This is a genomic window from Azospirillum sp. UENF 211521 (assembly GCF_058780535.1).
The window spans coordinates 3,158,035-3,184,650 of sequence record NZ_JBSNCF010000001.1 but is presented as its reverse complement, the minus strand read 5'-3'; the positions used below and the strand labels follow the sequence as shown (position 1 = coordinate 3,184,650).

Here is a 26,616-nt window from a genome sequence, read left to right as displayed (position 1 = left end):
AGATGGTGACGGCGCCCGAGGGGGACGCTTTCAAAGGGAACATCCATGAGCGCCACGATCATCGACCTTGCCGAGAAGCGCGCCGAGCGCGAGGAGCGCGACCGCCAGCGCCGCATCGACGCCTTCGACCGCGAACTGCGCCGCCGCCTCGCCATGTATCTGGAGGGCGAGGACATCCCGGTCGAGCCGATCAAGGACAATCCCTACATCTGAGCCCAGCGACATCCGGCCCTGCCATCCGCGTCCTCCGTCCGCGGCGCCCGACCGACATGCAGGCCGGGCGCGGTTGGGGTATAAGGCGGGAATGACCGACGTCGTCACCCGCTTCGCGCCGAGCCCGACCGGCCATCTCCATCTCGGGCACGCCCATTCCGCTCTGTTCGGCTGGACCACCGCCCGCAAGGCCGGGGGCCGTTTCCTGCTGCGCATCGAGGACATCGACCCGCAGCGCTGCCGTCCGGAGTTCGACCGCGACCTGCGCGAGGATCTGGCCTGGCTGGGCCTGACCTGGCAGGAACCGGTGCGCCGCCAGTCGGAGCATCTGGACGATTACCGCGCCGCGCTGGCGCGGCTTGACGATCTGGGCGTCGTCTATCCCTGCTTCTGCACCCGCAAGGACATCGCCGCGGAGATTGCCCGCGCCGGCCACGCGCCGCATGGGCCGGACGGCCCGCTCTATCCCGGCACCTGCCGCGGCCTGTCGGAAGCGGAGCGCCAGGACCGCATCGCCGCCGGTGCGGCCTATGCGCTGCGGCTGGACGTGGGGATGGCCATGGCCATGACGGGGCCGCTGCGCTGGCACGACCGGCGGCAGGGCTGGCAGGACGCCGCGCCGGGGCTCCTGGGCGACGTCGTTCTGGCCCGCAAGGATGTTCCGACGAGCTATCATCTGGCGGTTACACTGGACGATCACCTCCAGGGCGTGACGATGGTGACCCGCGGCGAGGATCTTTTTTTCGCGACCCACGTGCATCGTCTTCTTCAGGAACTCCTCCGAGTCGATCCACCCGACCACCATCATCACCCTTTGCTGGTGAATGAGCGCGGCGAACGCCTTGCCAAGCGCGACAACGCCAAGACTTTGCGATCGCTTCGGGATTCCGGGCAAACGGCGGCGGCGGTGCGTGCTCTGGCCGGCTTTCCGGAAGAGTTATGATCTACCACCAACTGTGTATTACAAGCATTGCCCGGCTATCCGTTTGAGGCGAGTCGCCTGGAATCTTCCTCCTCTTGCACGTATCTTTTGAATCTCGACCGATTGTTTGTTCGGCCAGACGGTTGGCGCCACACGATTGGTCGGCTTGCAATCCGAAGGGGGCAAGCGATGCGAGAGGAGGATGTGGCGGAACGCGGCGGTGACCCAGCCGATCCCGCCGGGCTGCGGCGGGTCTTCGACACGATCGGCGTGGCGGTCGCCCTGCTCGATCGGCAGGGGCGCATTGCGGATCTCAACGCGGCGATGCTACGCGCCATCGGCTGCCCGCGGGATCTGCTGATCGGGCAGCCCATGGCCGGCGCCTTCGTCTGGGGCGGCCGGGAGGACGCGGCGGAGCGCTTCGCCCAGGCGGTGGCCGGCGCGGGGCGTGGGCAGGTCCAGGAATTGACCCTCACCGGCGACGGAACCTGGTTCGACATCGCCCTGACGCCGCTGCCGGCGGCGGGCGGCGGGGAGCCGGCGGGCATCGTCATGACCGCGGCGGACGCCGGACGCCGCATGGTCGCGGAGGCGCGGCTGCGCGGGCTGGAGGATTCCCTGCGCGCCGCGCGGGACGAGGTGGCGCGGGTCGGCCAGTCCAAGGTGCGCTTCCTGGCCGCCGCCAGCCACGACCTGCGCCAGCCCGCCCAGTCGCTGACCCTGTTCGGCGCTGTCCTGGCGGAGCGCCTGTCCGATCATCCGCAATTGCCGCTGGTCCAGACGATGAACCGGGCGGTCGAGGCGATGCGCGGCCTGCTCGACGCGCTGCTGGACGTGGCCCGGCTCGATTCCGGGATCGTGTCGCCCGATCTGGCGCTCTTCGCGCTGACCGAGATGATGGGGCGGCTGGAGGCCGACTACGGCCCGCGCGCCGCCGCCAAGGGGCTGAAGCTGCGGGTGCGTCCGCTCACGCTGCAGGTCCGCAGCGACGCCACCTTGCTGGAACGGCTGCTGCGCCACCTGCTCGACAACGCGGTGCGCTACACGGCGTCGGGCGGCGTGCTTCTGGGTTGCCGTCGGCGCGGCAGGATGCTGTGCATCGAGGTGGCGGACACGGGCGTCGGCATCCCAGCCGACAAGATCGACGAGATTTTCGAGGAGTTCGTCCAGCTCGGCAACGCCGAACGCGACCGCAGCCGTGGCCTGGGCCTCGGGTTGGCGGTGGTGAGGCGGCTGTCGCGTCTGCTTGGCCTTCCGGTCCGCGTGCGGTCGCGGCCGGGGCGGGGCACATGCTTTACGGTGGAGGTTCCCTTGCACGCTTCCTGGAATCCCAACGCGACGGAACGCGCCATGCCGTCGCTGGACCGTCCCGGCGCGCTCGCCTTGATCATCGACGACGAGGAGTTGATCCTGCAGAGCCTGCGGCTGGTGCTGGAGCAGTGGGGCTGGGACGTTCTGGCCGCGGCATCGGGGGAGGAGGCGCTGCGCCAGCTCGACGGGGCGGAGCGGCTTCCCGACGTCATCATCGCCGACTACCGCCTGCGCTACGGCCGGACGGGGGTGGACGCCATCCGTGACATCCATGCCTTCGCCGGCGATCTCATCCCGGCGATCCTGCTGACCGGCGACACCAGCCCCGACCGCATCCGCGAGGCGCGGCGCAGCGGCTTCACCGTCCTGCACAAGCCGGTCACCCTGTCGGAGCTGTCGTCCCACCTGGAGGAAGCGCGGGGGCGGGCCGCGGCGGAATGACCGGCGGGACGGGCGCCGCCGCGGCGGCGTCTACCGACGCAGGCCCTTCACGATCTCCAGATAGCCCGGCTCATCCGGCGTCAGCCAGCCATGACGAATCATGAAGTCGATGACGACGAGGGGCACGTTGAACTTCCAGTCCTTCGTCGCGCGCACCGACTCCGCGACGCGGTCCAGCGGCCACAGCTCGAACCGCTCGACCTCGCCGTCGGTGTTCTGCGGAACGAAATCCGCGTCGAGTTCCAGGTCGTAGAGGAACAGCGTGTCCTGCTTCAGCCCGGCCTCCGTCTCCATGCGGTAGGTGACGGCCCCGACGGGAACGGCCCGGGACGCCAGGGCGGCGTCGATCCCGGCCTCCTCCTGCGCCTCCTTGACGAGGTTCTCCGCCAGCGTCAGGCCGATGGGCTGGCCGCCGGCGATCATGTTGTCCAGCTTGCCCGGCGCGACCTCGCGGTCGCGGGCGCGGCGCCCGATCCACAGCGACAGGCCGCCGTCCGGCCGGCGGACGAATCCGTTGACGTGCAGCCCATAGGAGGAGGTGCCGAACTGCGCCACCACCGCGCGGTCGATGCGCATCAGCGGTTCCGCGCCCCAGGCCGGGGCGACGGGGTAGAACTCGCCGCGCAGGGCGGTGACCGCCCCCGTCTCGACGAGGAACTGGGCGGCGTGCGCCAGCACCGAGGACCGCGCCTCGAAGTCGCGGACCTCCGGGGCCAGGGTCACCCGGTCGGCGGTGACGACGAAGCCCGGATCGACTCCGGGAAGCCGCTCGGCCAGCGCGTGGCGGACCCAGCCGAGACGATGTCCCTCCAGCTCGAACGGACGGAAGCCGGACAGGTCATGCGCGTTGCACGCGCGGATGTGGTCGAGGAAGCTCATGCGACTCCGTGTAGCCGCAGCGCCCCCCGCCGTGCAACCGTTCTTCCGTGAACCGGCTCCGCGCCGGCCGTTCCGTCGTCCTTGGGCGATGCCAGGCGGGGGGCGATGCCAGCCCGTTGCAAAGGACAGGCTTGCGGCGTACACACACGGCCTATCGGAGTCGGGGGACAGGTCGATGCCGGCGGCGTTCGGGGATTTTTCGGTTCTGGTGATCGAAGACGAGAGCTTCACCCGCATGGTGCTGGCGAAGATGCTGGCCACGCTGGGCTTCCGCTCCGTCCATCAGGCCGCCGACGGCGAGGCCGGGCTGGCCGCCGTGCAGGCGCACGAACCCGATCTGGTCGTCTGCGACGTGGAAATGCAGCCGATGGACGGGCTGGGCTTCCTGAAAGCGCTGCGCGCCAGCCCCGACGCCCGTCACCGTGCGCTGCCGGTGGTCTTCATGACGAACCGCGCCGACCAGAGCCGCATGGACGAAGCCGCGGCCTTCGGCGCCGACACCTTCATCGTCAAGCCGGCCACCCCGGCGTCGCTCAAGGAAAAGCTGGGCGCCAAGCTCGGTTGAGGGCTCCCAGGCCGGCCGGGGGCGCCCGCGCCGGTCACACTTTTTCCCCGACCTGTGGCAGGACTGCAAAATCGCGGCCAAGTGCTTGATTTCAGCCGCCTTCCGGATTCCGTGGGGATTGTGCGCCGCAACGGCAAAGGCGGCTCACCCAAATTCTGCCTTGTTGATCTGCTGTGATGAGGCTCACCATCCTTCTTTGGAAGGTGTGGACCGCGCCGATGGCCCATGCGTTAATATCCGCAGGCCCGGCGATGGTCACAGGCACGGAAGTGTGTTGTTAAGAAATAGTCGGCACACTTAACGTTAACCGTAGCGCCTTAGTGGGTTAAGGCGCGTGGATGCACTGGAGGTCGATGGGTGATCGGCGAAGTCCAGCGAGTCCCCGACGAACGGCATCCGGGCCGCGTTCCGGAAGCCGGCTGGAAGTTTCAACCCCATCGAACGTCGTTGCTTTTGCCGTCCTTTCCGCCGGTGCTTGCGCGCCGGTTTTCCCGGACAACCCGGCCGCGTGGTCTATTACTGACGACCGGTGGGTCCGACCGCCCGTCTTTTCCGGCTATCAAGGCTTTCCTCCTGGAAAGCTCTAGGTCGAGCATTACATTCAGTTTTGAAGCATTCGAGTTTAGCACTCCGAAGGGGGCGCTTCATTTGAAGGGCAACTGGATAAAAGGTCTGGCTTTCGACGGTGAGCGGGGGTGCCGCGGGACCGTTGTGTCCGTGACACCCCAGAGTTCGCACCTGCGGCAGGTGCCGCCCCCGCCGCCCGGGTCCCCCGGCGGCAGCCCCGACGCATCGGACTAAGAGACACGGAGAGCGGAATGTTCCCGGCCGACGAACTGTTCACGCGCTACACACAGTCCTATGAGGGGCGCCGTGAGGTCGAGATGAGCCTCACGGAATACCTCCAGGAATGCCGCGACGACCCGATGATGTATGCCTCCGCGCCGGAGCGCATCCTCGCCGCCATCGGCGAACCGGAAGTCGTCGACACCGCCAAGGACCCGCGCCTTGGCCGGATCTTCATGAACCGGACGATCAAGATCTATCCGGCCTTCGCCGACTTCTACGGCATGGAGGAGACGATCGAGCGGATCGTCGGCTTCTTCCGCCACGCTGCGCAGGGTCTGGAGGAGCGCAAGCAGATCCTCTACCTGCTGGGCCCGGTGGGCGGCGGCAAGTCGTCGCTGGCGGAGCGGCTGAAGTCACTGATGGAGAAATGCCCGGTCTACGTGCTAAAGGCCGGCAAGGAGGTCAGCCCGGTCTTCGAAAGCCCGCTCGGCCTGTTCAACCCGGACGAGATGGGCGACCTGCTGGAGGACCGCTACGGCATCCCGCGCCGCCGCCTGACCGGCCTGATGAGCCCGTGGGCGGTGAAGCGCCTGGACGAGTTCGGCGGCGACATCTCCCGCTTCCGCGTCGTCAAGCTGCATCCCAGCAAGCTGCGCCAGATCTGCGTCACCAAGACGGAGCCGGGCGACGAGAACAACCAGGACATCTCCTCGCTGGTTGGCAAGGTCGACATCCGCAAGCTGGAGATGTACAGCCAGAACGATCCCGACGCCTACAGCTTCTCCGGCGGCCTGAACCGGGCCAGCCAGGGCCTGCTCGAATTCGTCGAGATGTTCAAGGCCCCGATCAAGATGCTCCACCCGCTGCTGACGGCGACCCAGGAGGGCAACTACGTCGGTTCGGAGAACATCGGCGCCATCCCGTTCCAGGGCATCATCCTCGCCCACTCCAACGAGGCGGAGTGGCAGACCTTCAAGAACAACAAGAACAACGAAGCCTTCATCGACCGCATCTGCGTCATCAAGGTCCCCTACTGCCTGCGCGTGCAGGAGGAGCAGCGGATCTACGACAAGCTGGTCAAGGGCTCCGACCTCGCGACCGCGCCCTGCGCGCCGTCGACTCTGGAAATGCTGGCGAAGTTCTCGGTGCTGTCGCGCATGCGCGACCATCCGAACTCCAGCCTCTACTCCAAGATGCGCGTCTATGACGGCGAGAGCATGAAGGAGACCGACCCCAAGGCCAAGTCCATGCAGGAATACCGCGACCAGGCGGGCGTGGACGAGGGCATGGACGGCATCTCCACCCGCTTCGCCTTCAAGGTGCTGGCCGCGACCTTCAACTACGACTCCAACGAGATCTCGGCCGATCCCGTCCACCTGATGTACATCCTGGAGCAGTCGATCAAGCGGGAGCAGTTCCCCGACGACACCGAGAAGAAATACATCGAGTTCATCAAGGCCGAGCTGGCGCCGCGCTACGCGGAGTTCATCGGAAACGAGATCCAGAAGGCGTATCTGGAATCCTACAGCGACTACGGGCAGAACCTGTTCGACCGCTACGTGGATTACGCCGACGCGTGGATCGAGGACCAGGACTTCAAGGACCCGGACACCGGCCAGCTGATGAACCGCGAGCTTCTGAACCAGGAGCTGACCAAGATCGAGAAGCCCGCCGGGATCGCCAACCCGAAGGACTTCCGAAACGAGGTCGTCAAGTTCGCGCTGCGCGCGCGGGCGGCGAACGCCGGGCGCAACCCCTCCTGGACGTCCTACGAGAAAATCCGTGAGGTGATCGAGAAACGCATGTTCTCCCAGGTGGAGGATCTGCTTCCGGTCATCAGCTTCGGGTCCAAGAAGGACGGCGAGACCGAGAAGAAGCACAACGAGTTCGTGTCGCGCATGATGTCGCGCGGCTACACCGAGCGGCAGGTCCGCCGGTTGGTCGAGTGGTACATGCGCGTGAAGCAGGCCGGCTGACGGCCCGCTTCACCACACGAGCGTGAACGGGTAGGAGGGGCTCCCCCTTGATGAACATCATCGACCGTCGCCTGAATCCGCAAGGCAAGAGCCTGGCCAACCGCCAGCGTTTCCTGCGCCGTGCCAAGGAGCAGGTGGTGAAGGCGGTGCGGGATGCCTCCGGCAAACGCGGCATCCAGGACATCGAAAACGGCGAGAAGGTGACCATCTCGACCGGTGGGGTGCGGGAGCCCTCCTTCCACCGCTCCGGGGCCGGCGGCGTGCGCGACTACGTCGTGCCGGGCAACAAGGAGTATGTGGAAGGGGACACCATCGCACGGCCCGAAAGCGGCGGTGGCCGCGGCGGCAACGAAGGCAGTCCGGACGGGGAGGGCGACGACGATTTCCGCTTCGTCCTGTCCCGCGAGGAGTTTCTGGACATCTTCCTGGAGGACCTGGAGCTTCCCGATCTCGTCAAGCAGAAGGTCAAGCAGACGGAATCCCATTCGCTGACGCGGGCGGGCTACTCGGTGACCGGCTCGCCGGCCAACCTGAACCTCGTCCGCACCATGCGGAACAGCCTCAGCCGGCGCATCGCGCTGAAGCGCCCCAAGCCGGCGGAGATGCTGGAACTGGAGGAGCTTCTGCGCGAGGCGGAGGACCGCGGCGACGATCCCGAGAAGCTGCGGGAGATGCGCGACCAGCTGGAGCGGCATTACCTTCGCTCCAAGCGCATCCCCTTCATCGATCCGATCGACGTCCGTTACAACCGGTTTGAGACGGTGCCGAAGCCCATCGCGCAGGCGGTCATGTTCTGCCTGATGGACGTCTCCGGCTCGATGACCGAGCACATGAAGGACCTCGCCAAGCGCTTCTTCATGCTGCTGTTCCTGTTCCTGAAGCGGCGCTACCGGTCGGTCGACATCGTCTTCATCCGCCACACCCACGAGGCCAAGGAGGTGGACGAGGACACGTTCTTCTACTCCACCGAGACCGGCGGCACCGTGGTGTCCACGGCGCTGGAGGAGATGCAGCGCATCGTCAAGGAGCGCTATCCCGAGAACGAGTGGAACATCTACGCCGCCCAGGCGTCGGACGGCGACAACATGTCGTCGGACAACGCGCGGTCGGCGGGCCTGTTGCGGGACGGCATCCTGCCGCTGTGCCAGTATTTCGCCTACATCGAGGTGGCGGCGGAGCACAACATGGGCCTGTCGGCGCTGGGCCGCGAGACGGAGCTGTGGCGGACCTACAAGACGGTCCAGGGGCCGGATTTGCCGATCGCCATGCGCCGCGTCCGCTCCCGCCGGGAGATCTTCCCGGTCTTCCGCGACCTGTTCGCCCGCGAGAAAGCGAAGGCCTGATTTCCAGCCCCCTCCCCCAACCCTCCCCCGCTGGCGCGGGAGAGGGGGCCGGTTCCCTCCACCGCGAAGCGGGGGAGGGGCAGGGAGGGGGCACCGCCCTCCACCGCGAGGCCGCACCAAAGAACGGGGCCAACACCCCACAGAGTATCGAGAGGATGTGAGGCATGACCGCTGTGATCGACAAGCCCGACAGCCTGCTCTACGACGGGGCGGACTGGGATTACGACAAGATCAAGCGCGTCTACGACGCCATTGAGGACATCGCCCTCAAGGACATGGGTCTCAGCGTCTATCCCAACCAGATCGAGGTCATCACCGCCGAGCAGATGCTCGACGCCTATTCGTCCATCGGCATGCCGCTGATGTACAAGCACTGGTCCTTCGGCAAGCATTTCGCCCGCGACGAGATGCTCTACCGCAAGGGCTACCGCGGCCTTGCCTACGAGATCGTCATCAATTCCAGCCCCTGCATCAGCTACATCATGGAAGAGAACACCATGACGATGCAGACGCTGGTGATTGCCCACGCCGCCTTCGGTCACAACCACTTCTTCAAGAACAACCAGCTCTTCCAGCAGTGGACGGACGCCGAGGGCATCCTCGACTATCTGGAATTCGCCAAGTCCTACATCGGCCAGTGCGAGGACCGCTACGGCCACCACGCCGTGGAGCGGGTGCTCGACGCCGCCCACGCGCTGATGAACCAGGGCGTGCACAAGTATCCGAAGAAGCGCAGCCTCGACCTGCGGCTGGAGCAGAAGCGCGAGCGGGAGCGGCAGGAGTACCAGGAGCAGACCTTCAACGACCTGTGGCGGACCGTGCCGAAGGTCGCCGTCGGCGGCGCCCGCCCGTCCAAGTCGGTGTCGGAGCGCAAGAAGCTGCTCGGCCTGCCGGAAGAGAACCTGCTCTATTTCCTGGAGAAGAAGGCGCCGCGGCTGGAGCATTGGCAGCGCGAGATCCTCCGCATCGTCCGCCACATGGCGCAGTATTTCTACCCGCAGAAGCAGACCAAGCTGATGAACGAGGGGTGTGCGACCTACACCCACTACACCATCCTGAACGAGATGCACCGGCGCGGGATGATCAGCGAAGGCGCGACGCTGGAGTTCCTGCATTCGCACACCTCGGTGGTGTTCCAGCCGGAGTTCGACGACCAGCGTTTCTCGGGAATCAACCCTTACGCGCTGGGCTTCGCGATGATGCAGGACATCCAGCGCATCGCCGAGATCTCCCACGGACGAGGACCGCTACTGGTTCCCCGACCTCGCCGGGCGGGGCGACGGCATGGGCGCGCTGCGCGACGCCTGGGCCAACTTCCGCGACGAGAGCTTCGTCCTCCAGTATCTCAGCCCGCACCTGATGCGGAAGTTCAAGATGTTCAGCGTGCGCGACGACGCGGAAGACCCCTATCTGCTGGTCGAGAACATCCACAACGAGCGTGGCTACCGCGGCATCCGCAAGCTGCTGGCGCGGCAGTACGACCTGGGCTTCCTGGAGCCGGACATCCAGATCGTCGACGTCGATCTGGCCGGCGACCGCAAGCTGATCCTGCACCACCGCGTGACCAACGGCGTGCTGCTGGACGAGAGCGACGCCAAGGCGGTGCTGCGCCACATCGCCAACCTGTGGGGCTACGAGGTCCAACTCGTCGAGGTGTCGGCCCTGTCCGATGCCATCCTGAAGGAGCACGCCGTCACCGCGCCGAGCGGCATCGGGGGGTGATGGGAGCGGGGTTCGGCCGCACTTGCCCCCTCCCTAACCCTCCCCCGCTGACGCAGGGGAGGGGACTGCCGCCGCTTAGCATAAGGCACCCTCTCCCGCGAGAGCGGGGGAGGGCCGGGGTGGGCGCAACACCTCCCACCCGTTCCCGGTAGGCTTTAGGCCGCTCCCACCGCCTCCGGGTCCAGCGTGTACAGCTCCTGCGGGCGGCCCACGCCGCGCAGCAGGTAGCGCCCGACCGAGATCAGCCGCTCCCGGCACTCCGGGGCGGACTCGGTGAAGGCGGAGGACAGCAGGATGTCCTGGTCGAGCGACCGGCACATGGCGGCGATGCGGCTGGCCTCGTTCACCGCCGGGCCGACCACGGTGAAGTCCAGCCGATCCACACCGCCGATGTTGCCGTAGAACACCTTCCCCTGGTGCAGCCCGAGGTAGAAGCGCGTCACCGGCAGCCCGGCGGCGGAACGGCTGCTGTTCAACTCCTTGCAGCGCTCCCGCGCCTCCTCCGCCGCGTCGAGGGCGGCGCGGCAGGCGTCCTCGGCGCTGGAGCGGTCGAAGACCGCCAGGATGCCGTCACCCATGAATTTCAGCACTTGCCCACGGTGCCGGTGGATGGCCGTCACCACCAGCTCCGCATAGTCGTTCAGCAGCGGCAGGATGGTTTCCGGGGCCGCGGTGTCGGTGATGCGGGTGAAGCCCTGGAGGTCGCTGAACCACAGCACGGCGTCCAGCTCCTCTGCGACGCCGCGGCGGATGTGGCCGCGCAGCACCCGGTGGCCGGCGTCCCGCCCCAGATAGGTCTCGGCCAGCGTGTTGGCGATGTGGGCCATGGCGTGGCCGCGCAGCGCCAGCGCCAGGCTGCCGGTGAGGGTGAGCAGGGCGTCGCGCTGGGCGTCGCTGAAACCGTCGGGGTGGTGCGACACCCAGGAGGAGAAGATGCAGTCCAGCTCGCCGATGGCGGCGCGCGGGCCGAGGCGGTTGACGATGGCCATGTAGTCGGTGGCGCCCTGCGCCTTCAACTCCTCCACGATCGGGAAGTCGCTGTTCTCCGCCGCACCGCCGGTCAGCCGCAGACGCAGCATCGTCTCGCCGGAGGCGTAGAGCCGGTGGAAGGGGCTGCGCAGCCATTTCTCGTCGATCTCGGGATCGCTGCCGTTGCCATAATCGCTCTGGTGGACCTCGGCGGCGTTGCGCCCCGTGCTGTCCCAGGTGACGACGTGGCCGGCGATGGTCGGGTGCAGCGTGTCCGCCCCGACCACCGTGCGGGTCAGCGGCACGCCCGCCGCGACCAGCCGCTCGCAGAGGCCGCCGATGAGGTCCGTTTCCGGCACCCCCTGCAGACCGGCCTCCGCGATCCAGCGGCTGAGGTCGAGAATCCCTTGCGCATCCATGCCCGCCATCCTGCCACAGGTCGCGTTTTCCGGGAACGGAGGGTCAGCGGCGGGACAGGGCGTCCGCGATGAAGGCCGTGACCGTTCCGAAGTCGCCGGTTGTCCGCAATTCGGCGGGCATGGCCCGAAAGTCAAGCTCCGGTCCGAAACCGATCATCGGCTTTCCGAAGCGCAGGGCCAGCCGGACCTCGTCCAAGGTCCCGTGGCGGCCCGGCAGGACGACGATCACGTCGCTGGTCAGGATGTTGACGTGGTCGCGGCTCAGCTCCGTCGGCGGCGCGCCGGCCGGCTTGCGCGCGAAGGGCGTCAGGATCGGCAGGTCGATGTAGGGGTTGGGGTAGCCGGGCAGGGGCACATGGCCGCGGACCGAATCGGGCTCGGACGGCAGGATGCCGATGGAGCGGCCACGGCGCCCCGGCGTGCCGTGGAAGGCCCGCGCGGCCGACCGCATCACCCCGCCGCCGCCGCCGGTCAGCAGGTCGTGCCCGGCCCCGGCGATCCACGCGCCGAGCGGCTCGGCGTAGTCCGCCCATTCCTCCTGCCCCGACCCCATCACTCCGATGATCGCCATGACCGTCCGCCTTTCCGTTACCGTCCGCGTGGTTTCGCCCGCGCCGTGGGTTCGGCCTCCAGCGGGTTGTCGGGCCAATAATGCTTGGGATACTGTCCCTTGAGGTCGGCCTTCACCGCCTTGTAGGCGTTGGCCCAGAAGCTGGCGAGGTCGCGCGTCACCTGCGCCGGGCGGCGGGCCGGGGACAGCAGGTGGAGCAGCAGCGGCACCCGTCCGCCGGCGATGCGCGGCGTCTCTGCCAGCCCGAACATCTCCTGCAGCCGGACGGCCAGCACCGGCTCCTCGCCGCTGTAGTCGATGGGAACGCGGGAGCCGCTGGGCACCTCGACATGGGTCGGCGCCTCCTTGTCCAGCCGCTGCTGCATCGCCCAGGGCAGCAGGCCGCGCAGGGCGTTGCCCAGCTCCACCCGGTCGAGATGGGCGCGGCGCGAGGCGCCGTTCAGGAAGGGGGCCAGCCACTCCTCCATCGTCTCCAGCAGGGCGGCGTCGGAGACGTCCGGCCACTCCTCGCCCTCCATGCGGCGCAGGAACAGGACGCGGGTCTGCCACTTGCGCAGCTCGTCGGTCCAGGGCAGGGCGGTCAGCCCCATCTCCCGGACGCCCTCCAGCATGGCGGCGGCGATGGCCTCGGCGGGCGGGTTGGGCAGGCGCTTGTCCTCCAGCGCCAGCGCGAACAGCATGCGGCGGCGGCGGGCCAGCACCGTCTGCTCCCGCCCGTCCCAGGCGACCACGGTCTCGCTGCGGATGTGCTCGGCGAAGGCCTCCTCCAGCTCGGCCAGGGTGAGCGGTGCGGCGAGGAAGATGCGCGATTCGCGGGCGGCACCGTCGAGGTCGGCGACGGCCAGCCAGTCCTGGGCGCTCAGCGGCTCGGCGTCCTGGAAATAGGCGCCGCGCCCGTTGGACAGCCGGTACTGCGCGGCCGCCCCGCCCGCGCTGCCGCCGGGGCGGCGCTGGCCGATGCGGTCGGGATAGGCGAGGGCGACCAGCAGGCCGGTGGCGCCGAGGTCGCCACCATTGCCCTTCACGCCCAACTGCCGCTTCCAGTTCCGGGCCTGCTTCAGCGCCTGCTGGGCGCCGCCGCGCTCCACGGTCAGGCCGCGCCCGGCGCCGCGCACCCGGCCCTCATCGTCGAGCCCGCGCAGCAGCTCCACGCGCAGCCGCAGGTCGGCGTCGCGGAAACCGGGCTGGGCGCGGACGATGTCGCGCTCGCCGAGCAGGGCGGCGACCTCGCAGGCCAGCGCCCCCAGCCCCATCGCCTTGCCCTTCAGCATCATGTGGGCCAGCCGGGGATGCACGCCGAAGCCGGCCATGCGGCGGCCGTGGGCGGTGATGCCGCCATTGGCGTCCAGCGCCCCCAGCTCGCGCAGCAGCTCCCGCGCCTGGGTCATGGCGGCGGCGGGCGGCGGGTCGAGCCAAGCCAGCGACGCCGGGTCCGACACGCCCCACACCGCCAGCTCCAGCGCCAGCGGGGCGAGGTCGGCGTCCATGATCTCCGGCGGGGTGAAGGCGGCCAGCGCCTTGTGCGACGGTTCCGGCCACAGGCGGTAGCAGACGCCGGGCTCCAGCCGGCCGGCGCGGCCCCGCCGCTGCTCCGCCGACGCCTGGGAGACCTTGGCGGTGACCAGCCGGGTCATGCCGCTGCGCGGGTCGAAGCGGGGGACGCGCATCAGCCCGCCGTCCACGACGATGCGGATGCCCTCGATGGTCAGGCTGGTTTCGGCGATGGGGGTGGCGAGCACGATCTTGCGCGTGCCCGGCGGGCTGGGGGCGATGGCGCGGTCCTGGGCGTCCGCCGTCAGGTCGCCGTAGAGCGGGGCGATCACCGTGCCGGGGCCGAGGTCGGCGTTCTCCAGTAGGCTCTGCACCCGCCGGATCTCCCCGGCGCCGGGCAGGAAGACCAGCGCGTTGCCGCTCTCCTCGCGCAGGGCGCGGCGGACGGCGGCGGCCACGGCGTCCTCGACGCGGGTGCCGCCGCTGGTGTTGGTGGCGGGGGCGTCGAGATGGCGGGTCTCCACCGGGAAGGCGCGGCCCTCGCTGGTCACCATCGGGGCGTCGCCGAGCAGGGCGGCGACGGGGGCGCCGTCCAGCGTCGCCGACATCACCACCAGCCGCAGGTCGTCGCGCAGCGCGCCGCGCGCCTCCTGCACCAGGGCCAGCGCCAGATCGCTGTCGATGCCGCGCTCGTGGAACTCGTCGAACAGCACGGCGCCGACCGCCGGCAGCTCGGGGTCCTCCTGAAGCTGGCGCAGGAACAGGCCGTCGGTGACCACCTCGATCCGGGTCTTCGGCCCGACCTTGGTGTCCAGCCGCACGCGGTAGCCGACCGTCTCGCCGACGCTTTCCCCCAGCATCGCGGCCATGCGGCGGGCGGCGGCGCGGGCGGCCAGCCGCCGCGGCTCCAGCACGATCACCTTGCGCCCGGCCAGCCAGGGCCGGTCGAGCAGAGCCAGCGGCACGCGGGTGGTCTTGCCCGCCCCCGGCGGCGCCTGGAGCACCGCCACGCCGCGCCCGTCCAGCGCGGCCAGCAGCTCGGGAAGCACGGGATCGATGGGAAGGGGCGGGATGCTCATGGACACTGCGGGATGGTGGAGAGGGGCGCCGCCCGTGTTCCTGGCAGCGGCGGGCGCGCCGGTCAAGCCTTCCGCCGGGTCCTGGCGGCTATTCGGCCTCCCCCCGGCAGAAGACCCCGGCCTCGCGGTCGTGGGTGAACAGCTCGGCGTAGCGTGCCCAGCCGGTCACCGCGTTGAGCGTCTCCTCGGCGTAGGCCTCGCTCATGAAGGCTTCCAGCTCACGGGCGAACGGGGCGTAGGGAACGCGGTGGTCGGTGCGTTCCGCCAGGGCGGCGTCGATGTGCGCGGCGAGCGGCACGAAATGGACGAGATGCTCGGCGAACAGCGCCTTGCGGTCGTCCATCCCGGCCTCGGCGAACAGGCGGCCCGGCTCGGTCAGCCGGATGTCGCCCTCCGCCACCTCGGCGAACCCGAGCATCTGGAGCGTCTCGGCGATGGGGAAGAGGTCGTCGATCTCGTGCCGCAGCGCCGCCGCGAGGTGCGGCAGGTCCGCCTTGCCCTGGTAGGGCGGGGCGGCCAGCGTCTCCATAAGGCCGGACAGCAGGTTCGTCGAGACCTGCTGGAGCGGTTCGGCGTAGACCGGCCGCGGGCGCCCGGTTGTCCCCACCGGTGTTGTTGGCGGAGCGCTCAGCGGCTTGCGCGCGGTCATCCGGCCGTAGATGTCGTCGACCAGTTCGCGGAAGTCCGGGGCCAGCCGGTTGCGCGGGTGCGGGATCTCCACCCGGATCTCCGCCGCCACGCGGCCCGGGTTGGAGGCGAAGACCAGGATGCGGTCGCACATCAGCACCGCCTCCTCGATGTTGTGGGTGACCATCAGGATCGACCGGGTCGGCAGCTTGCGCTCCATCCACAGGTCGAGCAGGTCGGTGCGCAGAGTCTCCGCCGTCAGCACGTCGAGCGCCGAGAAGGGCTCGTCCATCAGCAGGATTTCCGGATGGACGACCAGCGCGCGGGCGAAGCCGACGCGCTGGCGCATCCCGCCGGACAGCTCCTTGGGGTAGGCGCTCTCGAAGCCCGACAGGCCGATCAGATCGATGGCCTCTTCGGCGCGCGCCGCCGCCTCGTTCGCGGGAACGCGCAGCGCCTTCAGCCCGGCCAGCACATTCTCCTCGACGGTCAGCCAGGGGAACAGCGCGAAGGACTGGAACACCATCGCCACCCCGTCGGTCGGCCCGGCCACCGGCGCGCCGTGGTGCAGGACTTGGCCGGAGGTCGGCTGGGCCAGCCCGGCGACGATGCGCAGCAGCGTCGACTTGCCCGAGCCGGAGCGCCCGAGCAGCCCGACGATCTCGCCGTCGCGCAGCGTCAGGTCCACGCCGTCGAGCACGACATACGGCGGGCCGGACGGCTTGCGGTAGGCCTGCCGGACGCCGTGGAGTTCAAAGAGGGGCGAGTTCTGCATCATCATGGTACGGCCTCCGTCAGGCAAGGCGCAGGCGGCGTTCGGCGTAGCCGTAGAGCGGACGCCAGAGCAGCCGGTTGAGCAGGGTGACGAACAGGGACATCACGGCGATGCCGAGCACGATGCGCGGGTAGTCCCCGGCGGCGGTCGCCTGGGCGATGTAGCTGCCCAGCCCGTGCGCGATGACCTCGGCATCGCCCCAGCGCACCGCCTCGGCGACGATGCTGGCGTTCCACGAACCGCCGGCCGCGGTCACCGCGCCGGTCAGGTAGTAGGGGAAGACGCCGGGCAGCATGACGTCGCGCCACCATTGCCAGCCGCGGATGCGGAAGCTGGAGGCCGCCTCCTTGAGGTCGCCGGGGAAGGCGGACGTCCCGGCGATGACGTTGAACAGGATGTACCACTGCGTGCCCAGGATCATCAGCGGGCTGAGCCAGACGTCCGGGTTCAGGTCGAAGCGCAGGATGGTGACGACGGCGACCGGGAACAGCAGGTTGGCCGGAAAGGCCGCCAGGAACTGCGCCAGCGGTTGGACCATCTCGGCGAGGCGCGGGCGCAGCCCGATCAGCACGCCGAGCGGCACCCAGACGAGCGAGGCGATGGCGATCAACACCATGACGCGCAGCAGCGTCGCCGCCCCGAGCAGCAGCACGGTCCCGACATCGCCCCAGCCGGCGCCGCCGGCAATGAACCGCAACATGGTCCAGCCCAGGGCGAGCGCCGCCGCCGCGACGACCGCGTACCACACCCGGTCGAGCGTGCGTTCGAGCGCGGGGGAGGGCGGGCCGGCAACCCGGCGCTGCAAAGCCGGGGGCAGGGCGGCGGCGAGAGAGGAAAGCGGCGACAGGCGCAGCCACGCCAGCCGGCCGAGCAGGACCTCGACCGGCGCCAGCAGCGCGCGGCAGACGCGGGTGCGCTGGAACAGCCGCAGCACCCAGGACTCGGGCGCCTCCTGCGCGCCGGTCTGCTCGACGCGGAACTTGTCGGCCCAGGCGACCAGCGGGCGGAACAGGAACTGGTCGTAGAGCAGGATGACCGCCAGCATCGCCAGCACCGCCCAGCCGACGGCGCCGAGGTTTTTCTGCGCGATGGCCTCGGCCAGATAGGAGCCGATGCCGGGCAGCGTGACGGTGCGGTCGCCGACGGTGATCGCCTCCGACGCGACGACGAAGAACCAGCCTCCGGACATCGACATCATCATGTTCCAGACCAGCCCCGGCATGGCGAAGGGCGCCTCCAGCCGCCAGAAGCGCTGCCAGCCGGAGAAGCGGAAGCTGGTCGCCGCCTCGTCCAGGTCGCGCGGCACCGAGCGCAGCGACTGGTAGACGCTGAAGGTCATGTTCCAGGCCTGGCTGGTGAAGATGGCGAAGATCGCCGCGCATTCGGCGCCCAGCACGCTGCCGGGGAACAGCGACAGGAAGAAGACCACGGTGAAGGAGATGTAGCCGAGCACCGGCACCGACTGCAGCACGTCCAGCACGGGGATCAGCACCATGCCGGCCCGGCGGCTCTTGGCTGCTAGCGTGGCGTAGGTGAAGGTGAAAAGCAGCGAGGCCGCCATCGCCGCCAGCATGCGCAGCGTCGAGCGCAGCGCGTAGTCCGGCAGGTTCCACGGGTCGAGCGAGACGGCCGGCGCGTCGAGGCTCGCCAGGGGGGCGGCCATCTGGTGACCGCCGACGGCGGCCAGGGCGAGCAGGCCGACGACCAGCGGCAGGGCCACGAGGTCCCAGCGGTTGGGCGTGGCGGCCGCCGTTTTCACGGAAACGCTTGTCTGGGTCCAGACCATGGCCCCTCCATCCTGCGGCCGGATCGGAGTCCGGCCGCGTTCGGCATGCGCAATCGGCGTGTGCAGGCACCCGACCCCGTGCGGCGTCGGGTGGGCGTCAAAGGGGGAGGATGGCGGTCAGCCCGGCGCTGGAGGCGGCAAGGGCGCGCGGAACGGAATCGGAATGGTGAAGGAAGACGTCACCATGGTTCACCTGTGCGGCTGTCGGCATCGTGGCCGGCCGTGGCGAACCTGCGAAAGGTCAACCCAGGATCGGCAGAGTACCGAAGATTGGTCGGGGTCGACGACTGTGGCTGTCCATCTCTTGCTTTCTCGGCGCGGGACCGGACCGCGCGTCCGGACGCCCGCCAATCATGCGGTGACGTTGGTGCTGATCTATTCCTGGAAGTGAAGCCGGTCAAGCGTGTGGCGGCGTTCCTTGGCGATCATTGCAGAGGTTTCATCTTTCCCGTCCCGCGAAGCTGGCGGGGGAGGGGTGCAGCTCCTTGTGGGCGTGTCAAAGTGTCGCAGAGGCCCGCAACCGGCCGGCGATCCGAGAAGCTTTCGCAACAAGGCGTTATGGTTCAAATAACCACAAACCATTTGTTACTTAACGATCCCGGGACCCGATGGCCAACATTCACGACCCCGCCCTGTTCCTCGCCCACGCCTGCGCGCTGGAGGAGGACGCCGCCAACCGTTTCGCCGACCTGTCGGAGGCCATGAAGACCTACGGCAACGCGGACGTCGCGGCCTTCTTCGCCAAGATGGCCGAGTTCTCGCGCCTGCATCTGGCGGACGCCCGCAAGCGCTCCGCCTTCCGCGACGTGCCGGTGCTCGCCCCGGAAGACTTCCAGTGGCCGGACGACGAGAGCCCGGAAGCGGCCTCCATGGAAGGCTCGCACTATCTGATGACGGTGGATTACGCGCTGGAACTGGCGCTCGACAGCGAAAAGCGCGGGCACGCCTTCTACGCCGACGTGGCGGCCTCCACCACGGACCCGGAGGTCCGCATGATGGCCGAGGAATTCGCCTCGGAAGAGGCGGAGCATGTGGCGGAACTGGAGCGCTGGATCGAGCGCTTCCCCAAGAAGGGATAAAGGCCGTTTCCCGCGGTTCCCGCCCTTGCGGGGACCGCGGGAAGGGCGAAGAACGCGCCTTACTTGGACAGGTCGGCGTAGTCGTACTCGTACTTCTTGTCCGCCGGCTTGAAGGTCTTGAAGGCGGCGATGACGTCGTCCACCGACACGCCCGCCGGCACGTTGAGAATCTCGTACACGACCGAGCTGCCGCTGGTCGGGCCAACGTCGGCGTTGCGGTGAGCCTGGGAAATCAGGCCCTCGCCGGCCTTCTTGATCATGATCGAAGCCATATCCGTTCCGTCTCCTGTTACACGTCGCCCGACGCAGCAATATCCATAACGCGAATAAGGGTATGGGGCCAATGGATAAATTGCTGCGGCGCGTCAGCGGCGGGTGATCCAGAGCGCGGTCACGTCGTCGTTCAAATGCTCGCCATGGATCGCGGCGTGGCGGGCCATCAGGGTGGGCAGGGGGCGGTCGGGGACCTCCGCCGCCGCCCGCTCGGCCAGACGGAGCAGACCGTCCTCGCCCAGCATGGCGCCGCCAGCGTCCCGGGCTTCGCTCAGCCCGTCGGAATAGAGGAACAGGCTGTCGCCGCGCCGCAGCGGAACGCGCCGGTTCGTGTAGGCCGAGTCCGGGAAGGCGCCGAGGAGCGGGCCGGAGGCGTCCAGCGGCTGGATGCCGAAGTTGGTCATCAGGAGGGGGCTGGGCGACGCGGCGGCGGCGTAGAGCAGAGTGTCGTCGGCGCGGTCGATCACCCCGTAGAAGGCGGTGGCGAACTGGCCCAGCGGCAGGATCTCGCACAGCCGCCCGTTCAGTTGGCGCAGCAGGCGGGCGGGGTCGCGCAACTCCTCCGGCGGGGTGCGGGTGAGCAGCGTGTGCAGGCGGAAGGCGTTGATCGCCGCGGCGATGCCGTGGCCCGACAGGTCGGCGGCGAAGATCCCGACGCGGCTTCCATCGAACGCGAAGGCCGTCCAGAAGTCGCCGCCGATCTCGTCCGACGCGCGGAAGACCGACTCCACGGCCAGCCCGTTCCGCTCGGCGAGGGCGGCCAGCTCCGCCGCCTCCGGGACCAGGGCAAGCTGCATGGCGCGGGCCTGCCGCAGGTCGCGCTCCACCCGCTCGTGGAAGGCGCGCAACTCCTGCACCATCGACCGGCGCTCCAGGTGATAGCGCACGCGGGCGATGCATTCGCCGGGGTTGATCGGCTTGGCGATCAGGTCGGTCGCCCCGGCGCTGAAGCAGACCGTCCTCATCTGGTCGGAATGCAGCGCGCTCTGCATCAGGATCGGCAGGTCGCGCCAGCGCGGGTCGCCGCGCAGGCTGCGGCAGACGCCGATCCCGTCCATCCGCGGCATGGCCGCGTCGAGCAGCAGCAGGTCGGGGGCGAAGCTCTCCAGCCGCTCCATCACCTCGTCCGCCGAGGCGGCGAAGGCAACCTGGGTGATGCCGGCCCATTGCAGGAAGCGGCTCAGCGTCCGGCGGTTGAAGGCGCTGTCGTCGGCGATCAGCACCCGGCAGCCGCCGAGCGGGATGCCAAGCTCCATCCCGTAGACCGACGCTCCGGCGCCGGGGCGGGCGGCGGGCGGCGGGAGATCCCCGTCGGCGCCGGAAGGCGCCGCCATGGCGCGGGCGTGGCCCATCGCGTCCGTTCCCGCCGCGTCAGTCGGCGATGTTGAACATGGTGTGGAACTTGGCGATCGTGATCAGGCGCCGCACCTCGTCGCGGGCGCCGCGGATCGCGAAGTCCAGGTTGCGCCGCTGCGCGGTGTCGCGGGCGATGATGAACATGCCGAGGCCGGAGGAATCGACGAAGTCGAGCCGCGACAGGTCGAAGACCACCCGGTGCCCCGCCGGGCGCTCGAAGGTGGCGATGACGTCGCGGAAGGTGTCGTGATCGGCAAAGGTCATGCGCCCGCTCAGCACGATCTCGGTGCTGGCCGGGGCCTCGCGGACGGAGAAATCCATGGCGGCGCTCATCTGTGGTTCACCCGTGGCCGAAGAGAGGCGCAATCCCCTGCCGGCCCGGTGGGCTGGGTCCGGCGGGGACGCGGGCGCATTCTAAGGCCCCGGGAATTGCACTTTGATGACGCTGCCGTGTCGGCACCGGGTCATCCGGCTGGAATGGGCGGACTTTATTGCAGCGCGGCCTCTTCCACCCTTGGATGCGACAGGCGTTCGGCGATTCCGCCGGCCAGCCATGCCGAATAGGCATCGCGGCCCTCGGGCCCCAGCATGCCGTTGCGGCAGAAGGCCGACGCCTTGGCCGGTTTGAGGCGGGCCGAGTCGGGGAAGCGCCACAGCGGCAGGTCGGCCTGCCCGCGCAGCCGGTCGAGCGCCGCCGGCCGGTAGGCGTTGCCGGCGCCGTACAGCCGCTCCTCCACCGCCGCCGGGCGGGGCGGAAGCAGCAGGGCGATCCCGACCCCGGCGGCGCGCGCCTGGTCGGCGAAGCGGCGCACCCGTTCGAAGGCCGGCGAGTTGTCGTTCATGCGGACGGCGGCCTCGCGGACCTCCACCCAGCGGTCGGCGGCGGTGGCGGTCCAGCCCTGCGGGCCGACGGCGTGGCACGGCTTGGCGTATTGCAGGGCGCTCTGGTCGGGCAGGTAGGAGCGGCCGAGCATCGCCACGTCGGTCAGGTGCGCGCCGTAGCGGCGCAGGCCGGCGACGTCGCTGCGCTCCGCGAAGAGAAGGTCGGCGTCCAGCAGGACCAGCGCCGGTTTCAGCTTCAGCACGTCGCCGAGCAGCGGCTCGAAATCCTCGATGCGGGCGTGGTCGTGGACGATGCGCAGGAAATGCAGGCTCTCCACCCCGTGCTTCGCCGCCAGCGCGGCCATGCCCGGCTCGTCCAGGGTGGCGTGGCGCAGCGCCGAGTTGCCCAGCGCCACCACCACGGTCGGGGACAGGTCCCGCGCCGCCCGCTCCGCCGTGGCGGCGATGCGGTTGCTGTTGTACCAGGTGAAGGGCCGGTCGTGGAGGCTGTAGCCGGTCCAGAAGGCCCCCGCCGTCCCGGCCGCGAACAGGGCGGGGATCACCGCCAGCAGGGTGATCCACAACCGCCGCGGCTTGGCTTGCGGCCCAGTCCGGTCCGTCCGGTGCTTTTGCGGTTCAACAGGCCCGGTCATGGTCCCTCTGCTCCCTCCCAGCGGTGCGCCCAGCGATGCGTCCAGCGATGCGTGGTGTCCGGTGACTCCAACACTTCGGGAGGGGGCTGGGTCCCGCGCGCCGCGCCGCTTTCCACTGTGTTTCCCACTGGCGTGTTTTCCGCTGGCACCTCCTATGACGAAGGGCGCAGCGCTCGGGGTCGTGCCGGAGTAGCCGGGTGGCGGCTCTTTCGTGTAGTCTTGCGCAAAAGACGAGGCACGCATCGAGGACTGGGATGAGCACTGAAATCCGCACCTTCATGATCCCCGACGCGAGCGCGGACGAGGCGCAGGGGCACCTGTCCTCCTTCCTGCGCACGGTCGAGGTGCAGCGCATCGACACGGCCTACGCCGACGGCGCCTGGCGTGTCCTCGTGCTTTACAAGGACCTGAAGCGCAAGGAGGAATCCCTCCAGATCGAGGCCGCGATCAACGCCGCCCTCAACGGTTGGCGGGACCGCAGGGCGGCCGGCGAAGGGCTGCCGCGCGACGCCATCCTGGCGGACGAGCTGGTGCCGGAAATTGCCCGCTTCGCCCCCACGACGGAGCGCGAGCTGTCCATCATCGTCGGCGCCCGCGACCTCGACGTCAGCCATTACGGCGGAGAGATCGTGCAGGTCGTCCGGGCGACCTTGGACGAGCTGATCGACTGATTCGTCCACTCTGCGGAAGAGCATAGGCGGAGGGACCTAAGGACCGATTCCGCTGTGCCGAAAGAGAAGCCGGACCCGCCGTAAGCCCGATTTCAGACGCGCCCACGCTGTGCCAGCATACCGGTGTAATTTGCGGCAATGCAGCATGGCGGGGGCCATGGACGGGACATCCGGATCGAGAGGCGGCGCTCCCGATTACCGCGCGATGGCGCGGGAACTGGAAGCCTTCAGCCGTCAGGCGGCGGAGCGCGCCGCGGCCACCGGCGACGGCAGCATGGACGCCCTGGCGCGGCGCCTGGAGCGCCACGCCGAGCAAATCCAGCATGATTTGGCCGAAGCCCCGACTCGCCGCTTCGGTTGGCGCCTAGGCCTTCTCCACCTTCAGCAGAGTGCCCTCGGCGCCGACGATGCGGACACGGGTTCCGGCGGGGAGGTCGGGCCCCTCGACGGTCCAAAGCCCGTCGCCGATCTGCGCCCGGCCCCGTCCGTTGACGATGGGCCCGTCCAGCGTGTGCAGCGTCCCGATGTATTGCGCCGTCCGGCGGTTCAGATGCGGCGTGTGCGTCGTATGCGCTGACCCGCGCGACAGGAAGCGGGTGCCCGCCAGCGCGGCGATGGCGAGCAGGGCGAACAGCAGCCCCTGATGCTCCCACGGCAAAGACGGCCACACCAGAAGCACGAAGCCGACCAGCGCGGCGGCCCCGCCCAGCCAGAGGAAAGCCGCCCCCGGCGCCACCGTCTCCAGCGCACCCAGCAGCACGGCCAGAACCCACCAGTGCCAGAACTCGATCATCGCGGCTCCGCCCTTGGAGTTGCGCCCGATTCCACGACCCCGTCCTACGACCCCGGCGGCACCGGCGCATCGCCCCTGTTGGGCTCGTCCCGATTCCGGTCATCACGATTCCGGTCATCACGATTCCAGGGGCTGCGCGGCGCCGACGCCGACGGCGGTGCGGAAACCGTTCCGGAAGTCTGCGGTCGGTTCGGGAAGGCTTCGCGGGCGATCTCCGCGATGCCGCCGATGGCGCCGATCACGTTGGCGGCCTCCAGCGGCATGAACAGCACCTTCTGGTTCGGGGCGGCGGCCACCGCGGTCAGGGCGTCGACGTAGCGCTGGGCGACGAAGTAGTTGATGGCCTGGACGTTGCCCCCGGCGATGGCGTCGGAAACCAGCCGGGTCGCCTCCGCCTCGGCCTGGGCGGAGCGCTCGCGGGCCTCGGCGTCGCGGAAGGCGGCCTCGCGCCGGCCCTCGGCCTGGAGGATGGCGGCCTGCTTGGCGCCCTCCGCCCGCAGGATGGCCGCCTGGCGCTGGCCCTCCGCCTCCAGGATGGAGGCGCGGCGGTCGCGCTCCGCCTTCATCTGGCGGGCCATGCTGTCCACAAGGTCGCGCGGCGGCTGGATGTCGCGGATCTCGATGCGCGTCACCTTGACGCCCCACGGGCTCGTCGCCTCGTCCACCACGCCGAGCAGGCGGGCGTTGATCTGGTCGCGCTGCGACAACAGCTCGTCCAGGTCCATCGAGCCCATGACCGTGCGGGTGTTGGTCATGGTCAGGTTGAGGATCGCCAGTTCCAGGTTGTTGACCTCGTAGGACGCCTTGGCGGCGTCGATCACCTGGAAGAAGACGACGCCGTCCGCGGTGACCATGGCGTTGTCGCGGGTGATGACCTCCTGCGAGGGCACGTCGAGCACCGTCTCCATCATGCTCTGCTTGCGCCCGATGCGGTCGACCAGCGGCAGCAGCAGGTGCAGGCCGGGCTGGAGCGTGCGGGTGTAGCGGCCGAACCGCTCCACCGTCCATTCCTGGCCCTGCGGCACGGTCCGCACGCCCAGCAGAACCAGCGCCAGAGCGAAGATCAAGAGCGCGATGACGAAGAGCGTCAGGCCGCTGACCACCATCACCCCATCTCCCATCCGGTCGTTTCCTCCTTCCGACCATGCCACGGCCGCGCCGTCCCGGCCAGAGCCGCAGCGTCAGCCCAGCAGGGCGCCGACAGGTTTCAGCGGCTCGTGCGCGTCGAACAGGATCTTCAGAATCGCCAGGATCGGCACCGCCAGCAGGGCGCCGGGGATGCCCCACATCCAGCCCCAGAACAGGATGGACACGAACACCGCGATGGGGTTCAGCGCCAGCCGCCGCCCGACGATCATCGGGGTCAGGAAGTTGCCCTCCATCATCGTCAGAGCCACGAAGGTCAGCGGCGGCCCGAAGATGTGCAGCCCCCCGTCGAAGGTGAGCGCCGAGACCAGGAACAGAACCGCCGTCATCACCGCCGGCCCGATGAAGGGGACGTAGTTGATGAGGCCGGCCAGCGTTCCCCACAGCGCCGCGTTGGGCACCCCCCACAGCCACATCGCCAGCGCCGTCGCGAGGCCGAGCCCGATGTTGATGACCGTGATGGTCGCCAGATAGGCGGCGATGTTCTGCTGCACCGTGGCGGCGACCATGGCGTAATGCACGCGGTCGTCGACGTCGCGCATCGTGCCGATCAGCGCTTCCAGGCTCTGCCGGCCGCGGGCCAGGAAGAAATAGAGAAGCACCAGAAGGATCACCACGTTGGCGATCACCGCCTCCGCCTGGTGCAGCACCTGCTCGGCCAGCGACGGGCCGCGCACCACCACTTCCCGCGCCGCGCCGTTGCGGTCGGAGGCCATCTGCTCGATCTGGCGGGAGGCCTCCCGGGCGCGGTCGATCCCCTCGCGAATGTCGCCCAGCTTGAATTCCAGCTCATGGACCACGCGGGGCATCCGGTTGACCCATTCGGTGGCCGGGGTTGTCAGCGTGTAGATGGCCCCCAGCCCGGCGGACATCACCAGGAGCACCACCACCGCCGCGCCCAGCGCCTCCGGCAGGCCGAGCCGGTAGAGGCCGCGCACGCAGGGCCGCAGCAGCAGGCTGAGGATCAACGCCAGCATGATCGGCAGCAGCACGTCGCGCCCGAAATACAGCGTGAACAGCAGCGCGATGACGAACAGACCCACCACGGCCACCCGCACCGGGTCGCGGGGATTCCGGGCCGGGGGCAGGGGCTCGGTCACCGGCTCCGGCGGCGGGGTGAGGGGCGGATCGATCGTGCGGTCGCTCATCGGGGGCAGGCACTCCGGGAGTAGCGGGCCGGGGGACGCTTGACGGCGCCGGACCCCCGCCCGATTTAGGGGTATTCCAGGACCGCGCCCACGCGGCCCCGCTTCGCGATGACCGGAGTTCCACGAGATGCGCAGCCCGTTCCCTTCGATAAACGTTCGCCGCGGCCTGATGGTCCTGGCGCTATCCGTGCTGCCACCGATGGCCGCCTCCACCGCTGCTTTGGCCGAGGACGCCGTCGTCGGGCGTTTCTCCAACGACTGGACCGGCAACGGGCTTCAGGTGCAGGCGATCGAGGATCCGAAGGTGAAGGGCATCACCTGCCATCTGGTGGATTTCGACCGCAGCGTGCTCGACCGGCTGACCAAGGGGAACTGGTTCGAGGACCCGTCCAACGCTTCCATCGCCTGCCGGCGCACCGGGCCGCTGGTGATCGGCGACATCGAGCTGTCGCAGAAGGGCGAGGAGGTCTTTTCCGAGCGCAAGAGCCTGGTCTTCAAGTCCATCGCCATCCGCCGCATCTACGACCGGGTGAACGACACGCTGATCTACGTCGTCTACAGCCGGCAGGTGAAGGACGCCTCCGCGAAGATGGCCATCTCCAGCGTGCCGCTGATCGACACGAACCCCCAGTGGGAAAAGGGTAAACCTCCCGTGAAATGATCGGATGGCTTGCAATCGGGCGGGCGCGGCGCCATCATCAGGCTTGGGAGGCAGGGGCTGCTATCCCCCGCCTCCCGGCCCGATCACTGCCGGTTCAGAAGATCAAGGATCGCCTTGACGATCTGGAGCAGCAGGA

General features: G+C 69.1%; 22 protein-coding genes and 1 pseudogene. 10 read left to right on the top strand and 13 right to left on the bottom strand.

What is annotated here, in order from left to right; genetic code table 11:
* Nucleotides 1–45 precede the first annotated feature (45 nt).
* The 3 genes from ACWPN5_RS14915 to ACWPN5_RS14905 all read left to right on the top strand — a co-directional run bounded on the left by ACWPN5_RS14915 (nt 46) and on the right by ACWPN5_RS14905 (nt 2,887).
* Nucleotides 46–213: a hypothetical protein gene (locus ACWPN5_RS14915; protein WP_014241314.1), complete on the top strand. Its 168-nt coding sequence runs from the start codon at nt 46–48 to the stop codon at nt 211–213.
* 91 nt (nt 214–304) lie between these two features.
* Nucleotides 305–1,156 (top strand): tRNA glutamyl-Q(34) synthetase GluQRS, encoded by an 852-nt coding sequence (gene gluQRS / locus ACWPN5_RS14910; protein ID WP_492296058.1) that lies wholly within the window; start codon nt 305–307, stop codon nt 1,154–1,156.
* Between the two features lie 168 nt (nt 1,157–1,324).
* Nucleotides 1,325–2,887 carry a hybrid sensor histidine kinase/response regulator gene (locus tag ACWPN5_RS14905; protein WP_145681462.1) on the top strand — a complete coding sequence of 521 codons (1,563 nt, stop codon included), beginning with the start codon at nt 1,325–1,327 and terminating at the stop codon, nt 2,885–2,887.
* Between the two features lie 30 nt (nt 2,888–2,917).
* Here ACWPN5_RS14905 and ACWPN5_RS14900 read toward each other — a convergent pair whose 3' ends face one another.
* Nucleotides 2,918–3,766 (bottom strand): DUF4743 domain-containing protein, encoded by an 849-nt coding sequence (locus ACWPN5_RS14900; RefSeq protein WP_145681463.1) that lies wholly within the window; start codon nt 3,764–3,766, stop codon nt 2,918–2,920.
* Nucleotides 3,767–3,941: 175 nt separating this feature from the next.
* Between ACWPN5_RS14900 and ACWPN5_RS14895 the strand changes: the two genes are divergently transcribed.
* The 4 genes and pseudogenes from ACWPN5_RS14895 to ACWPN5_RS14880 all read left to right on the top strand — a co-directional run bounded on the left by ACWPN5_RS14895 (nt 3,942) and on the right by ACWPN5_RS14880 (nt 10,161).
* On the top strand, nt 3,942–4,331 hold the full coding sequence (locus tag ACWPN5_RS14895; protein WP_200479425.1) for a response regulator: 390 nt from the start codon (nt 3,942–3,944) through the stop codon (nt 4,329–4,331).
* 818 nt (nt 4,332–5,149) lie between these two features.
* A complete protein-coding gene (locus ACWPN5_RS14890; RefSeq protein ID WP_114857599.1) occupies nt 5,150–7,096 on the top strand; it encodes a PrkA family serine protein kinase in 1,947 nt (648 codons plus the stop codon).
* A gap of 50 nt (nt 7,097–7,146) precedes the next feature.
* Nucleotides 7,147–8,439, top strand: coding sequence for a YeaH/YhbH family protein (locus ACWPN5_RS14885; protein ID WP_145681465.1), 1,293 nt, complete (start codon nt 7,147–7,149; stop codon nt 8,437–8,439).
* A 164-nt stretch (nt 8,440–8,603) separates the two neighbouring features.
* Nucleotides 8,604–10,161 (top strand): annotated as a pseudogene (locus ACWPN5_RS14880) (SpoVR family protein).
* A 155-nt stretch (nt 10,162–10,316) separates the two neighbouring features.
* Here ACWPN5_RS14880 and ACWPN5_RS14875 read toward each other — a convergent pair.
* From ACWPN5_RS14875 to ACWPN5_RS14855, 5 genes are all read right to left on the bottom strand, one after another.
* Nucleotides 10,317–11,549, bottom strand: a complete 1,233-nt coding sequence (locus tag ACWPN5_RS14875) for an adenylate/guanylate cyclase domain-containing protein (RefSeq protein ID WP_145681467.1) — start codon at nt 11,547–11,549, stop codon at nt 10,317–10,319.
* Between the two features lie 43 nt (nt 11,550–11,592).
* Nucleotides 11,593–12,120, bottom strand: coding sequence for an SLOG cluster 4 domain-containing protein (locus ACWPN5_RS14870; protein ID WP_492296054.1), 528 nt, complete (start codon nt 12,118–12,120; stop codon nt 11,593–11,595).
* A 17-nt stretch (nt 12,121–12,137) separates the two neighbouring features.
* Nucleotides 12,138–14,690: an ATP-dependent helicase HrpB gene (gene hrpB / locus ACWPN5_RS14865; protein WP_492296052.1), complete on the bottom strand. Its 2,553-nt coding sequence runs from the start codon at nt 14,688–14,690 to the stop codon at nt 12,138–12,140.
* An 88-nt stretch (nt 14,691–14,778) separates the two neighbouring features.
* On the bottom strand, nt 14,779–16,098 hold the full coding sequence (locus ACWPN5_RS14860) for an ABC transporter ATP-binding protein (RefSeq protein ID WP_492296051.1): 1,320 nt from the start codon (nt 16,096–16,098) through the stop codon (nt 14,779–14,781).
* 13 nt (nt 16,099–16,111) lie between these two features.
* The gene (locus ACWPN5_RS14855; protein ID WP_492296049.1) at nt 16,112–17,878 is read right to left on the bottom strand and encodes an ABC transporter permease; all 1,767 of its coding nucleotides are present in this window, start codon (nt 17,876–17,878) and stop codon (nt 16,112–16,114) included.
* A 608-nt stretch (nt 17,879–18,486) separates the two neighbouring features.
* Here ACWPN5_RS14855 and ACWPN5_RS14850 point away from each other — a divergent pair.
* Complete coding sequence (locus tag ACWPN5_RS14850) at nt 18,487–18,957, top strand: ferritin-like domain-containing protein (protein WP_014241291.1); 471 nt, start codon at nt 18,487–18,489, stop codon at nt 18,955–18,957.
* 59 nt (nt 18,958–19,016) lie between these two features.
* Here ACWPN5_RS14850 and ACWPN5_RS14845 read toward each other — a convergent pair whose 3' ends face one another.
* The 4 genes from ACWPN5_RS14845 to ACWPN5_RS14830 form a co-directional block, all read right to left on the bottom strand.
* A complete protein-coding gene (locus tag ACWPN5_RS14845; RefSeq protein WP_014241290.1) occupies nt 19,017–19,229 on the bottom strand; it encodes a hypothetical protein in 213 nt (70 codons plus the stop codon).
* A gap of 93 nt (nt 19,230–19,322) precedes the next feature.
* Nucleotides 19,323–20,582, bottom strand: a complete 1,260-nt coding sequence (locus tag ACWPN5_RS14840; RefSeq protein ID WP_492296047.1) for a PP2C family protein-serine/threonine phosphatase — start codon at nt 20,580–20,582, stop codon at nt 19,323–19,325.
* Nucleotides 20,583–20,601: 19 nt separating this feature from the next.
* Nucleotides 20,602–20,919 carry an STAS domain-containing protein gene (locus ACWPN5_RS14835; protein ID WP_236778167.1) on the bottom strand — a complete coding sequence of 106 codons (318 nt, stop codon included), beginning with the start codon at nt 20,917–20,919 and terminating at the stop codon, nt 20,602–20,604.
* 155 nt (nt 20,920–21,074) lie between these two features.
* A complete protein-coding gene (locus tag ACWPN5_RS14830; protein ID WP_492296045.1) occupies nt 21,075–22,061 on the bottom strand; it encodes a hypothetical protein in 987 nt (328 codons plus the stop codon).
* 254 nt (nt 22,062–22,315) lie between these two features.
* Between ACWPN5_RS14830 and ACWPN5_RS14825 the strand changes: the two genes are divergently transcribed.
* On the top strand, nt 22,316–22,732 hold the full coding sequence (locus ACWPN5_RS14825; RefSeq protein ID WP_183177906.1) for an HRDC domain-containing protein: 417 nt from the start codon (nt 22,316–22,318) through the stop codon (nt 22,730–22,732).
* 364 nt (nt 22,733–23,096) lie between these two features.
* Here ACWPN5_RS14825 and ACWPN5_RS14820 read toward each other — a convergent pair whose 3' ends face one another.
* Genes ACWPN5_RS14820 through ACWPN5_RS14810 form a run of 3 tightly spaced genes read right to left on the bottom strand, consistent with a single transcriptional unit; the run spans nt 23,097 to nt 25,819 of the window.
* Nucleotides 23,097–23,525, bottom strand: coding sequence for an NfeD family protein (locus ACWPN5_RS14820; protein ID WP_145681475.1), 429 nt, complete (start codon nt 23,523–23,525; stop codon nt 23,097–23,099).
* A gap of 44 nt (nt 23,526–23,569) precedes the next feature.
* Nucleotides 23,570–24,646, bottom strand: a complete 1,077-nt coding sequence (locus ACWPN5_RS14815; RefSeq protein WP_145681476.1) for an SPFH domain-containing protein — start codon at nt 24,644–24,646, stop codon at nt 23,570–23,572.
* Between the two features lie 60 nt (nt 24,647–24,706).
* The gene (locus ACWPN5_RS14810) at nt 24,707–25,819 is read right to left on the bottom strand and encodes an AI-2E family transporter (RefSeq protein ID WP_145681477.1); all 1,113 of its coding nucleotides are present in this window, start codon (nt 25,817–25,819) and stop codon (nt 24,707–24,709) included.
* 187 nt (nt 25,820–26,006) lie between these two features.
* Between ACWPN5_RS14810 and ACWPN5_RS14805 the strand changes: the two genes are divergently transcribed.
* A complete protein-coding gene (locus tag ACWPN5_RS14805; protein WP_247888157.1) occupies nt 26,007–26,480 on the top strand; it encodes a CreA family protein in 474 nt (157 codons plus the stop codon).
* Nucleotides 26,481–26,616: the final 136 nt, after the last annotated feature.

Coding starts and splice junctions, on each gene's coding strand:
- gluQRS (WP_492296058.1), top strand. CDS start 305: ATGACCGACGTCGTCACCCGCTTCGCGCCGAGCCCGACCGGCCATCTC.
- ACWPN5_RS14825 (WP_183177906.1), top strand. CDS start 22,316: ATGAGCACTGAAATCCGCACCTTCATGATCCCCGACGCGAGCGCGGAC.
- ACWPN5_RS14840 (WP_492296047.1), bottom strand. CDS start 20,582: ATGGGCCACGCCCGCGCCATGGCGGCGCCTTCCGGCGCCGACGGGGAT.
- ACWPN5_RS14905 (WP_145681462.1), top strand. CDS start 1,325: ATGCGAGAGGAGGATGTGGCGGAACGCGGCGGTGACCCAGCCGATCCC.
- ACWPN5_RS14810 (WP_145681477.1), bottom strand. CDS start 25,819: ATGAGCGACCGCACGATCGATCCGCCCCTCACCCCGCCGCCGGAGCCG.
- ACWPN5_RS14895 (WP_200479425.1), top strand. CDS start 3,942: ATGCCGGCGGCGTTCGGGGATTTTTCGGTTCTGGTGATCGAAGACGAG.
- ACWPN5_RS14830 (WP_492296045.1), bottom strand. CDS start 22,061: ATGACCGGGCCTGTTGAACCGCAAAAGCACCGGACGGACCGGACTGGG.
- ACWPN5_RS14850 (WP_014241291.1), top strand. CDS start 18,487: ATGGCCAACATTCACGACCCCGCCCTGTTCCTCGCCCACGCCTGCGCG.
- ACWPN5_RS14870 (WP_492296054.1), bottom strand. CDS start 12,120: ATGGCGATCATCGGAGTGATGGGGTCGGGGCAGGAGGAATGGGCGGAC.
- hrpB (WP_492296052.1), bottom strand. CDS start 14,690: ATGAGCATCCCGCCCCTTCCCATCGATCCCGTGCTTCCCGAGCTGCTG.
- ACWPN5_RS14900 (WP_145681463.1), bottom strand. CDS start 3,766: ATGAGCTTCCTCGACCACATCCGCGCGTGCAACGCGCATGACCTGTCC.
- ACWPN5_RS14815 (WP_145681476.1), bottom strand. CDS start 24,646: ATGGGAGATGGGGTGATGGTGGTCAGCGGCCTGACGCTCTTCGTCATC.
- ACWPN5_RS14860 (WP_492296051.1), bottom strand. CDS start 16,098: ATGATGATGCAGAACTCGCCCCTCTTTGAACTCCACGGCGTCCGGCAG.
- ACWPN5_RS14890 (WP_114857599.1), top strand. CDS start 5,150: ATGTTCCCGGCCGACGAACTGTTCACGCGCTACACACAGTCCTATGAG.
- ACWPN5_RS14855 (WP_492296049.1), bottom strand. CDS start 17,878: ATGGTCTGGACCCAGACAAGCGTTTCCGTGAAAACGGCGGCCGCCACG.
- ACWPN5_RS14885 (WP_145681465.1), top strand. CDS start 7,147: ATGAACATCATCGACCGTCGCCTGAATCCGCAAGGCAAGAGCCTGGCC.
- ACWPN5_RS14915 (WP_014241314.1), top strand. CDS start 46: ATGAGCGCCACGATCATCGACCTTGCCGAGAAGCGCGCCGAGCGCGAG.
- ACWPN5_RS14875 (WP_145681467.1), bottom strand. CDS start 11,549: ATGGATGCGCAAGGGATTCTCGACCTCAGCCGCTGGATCGCGGAGGCC.
- ACWPN5_RS14835 (WP_236778167.1), bottom strand. CDS start 20,919: ATGAGCGCCGCCATGGATTTCTCCGTCCGCGAGGCCCCGGCCAGCACC.
- ACWPN5_RS14820 (WP_145681475.1), bottom strand. CDS start 23,525: ATGATCGAGTTCTGGCACTGGTGGGTTCTGGCCGTGCTGCTGGGTGCG.
- ACWPN5_RS14845 (WP_014241290.1), bottom strand. CDS start 19,229: ATGGCTTCGATCATGATCAAGAAGGCCGGCGAGGGCCTGATTTCCCAG.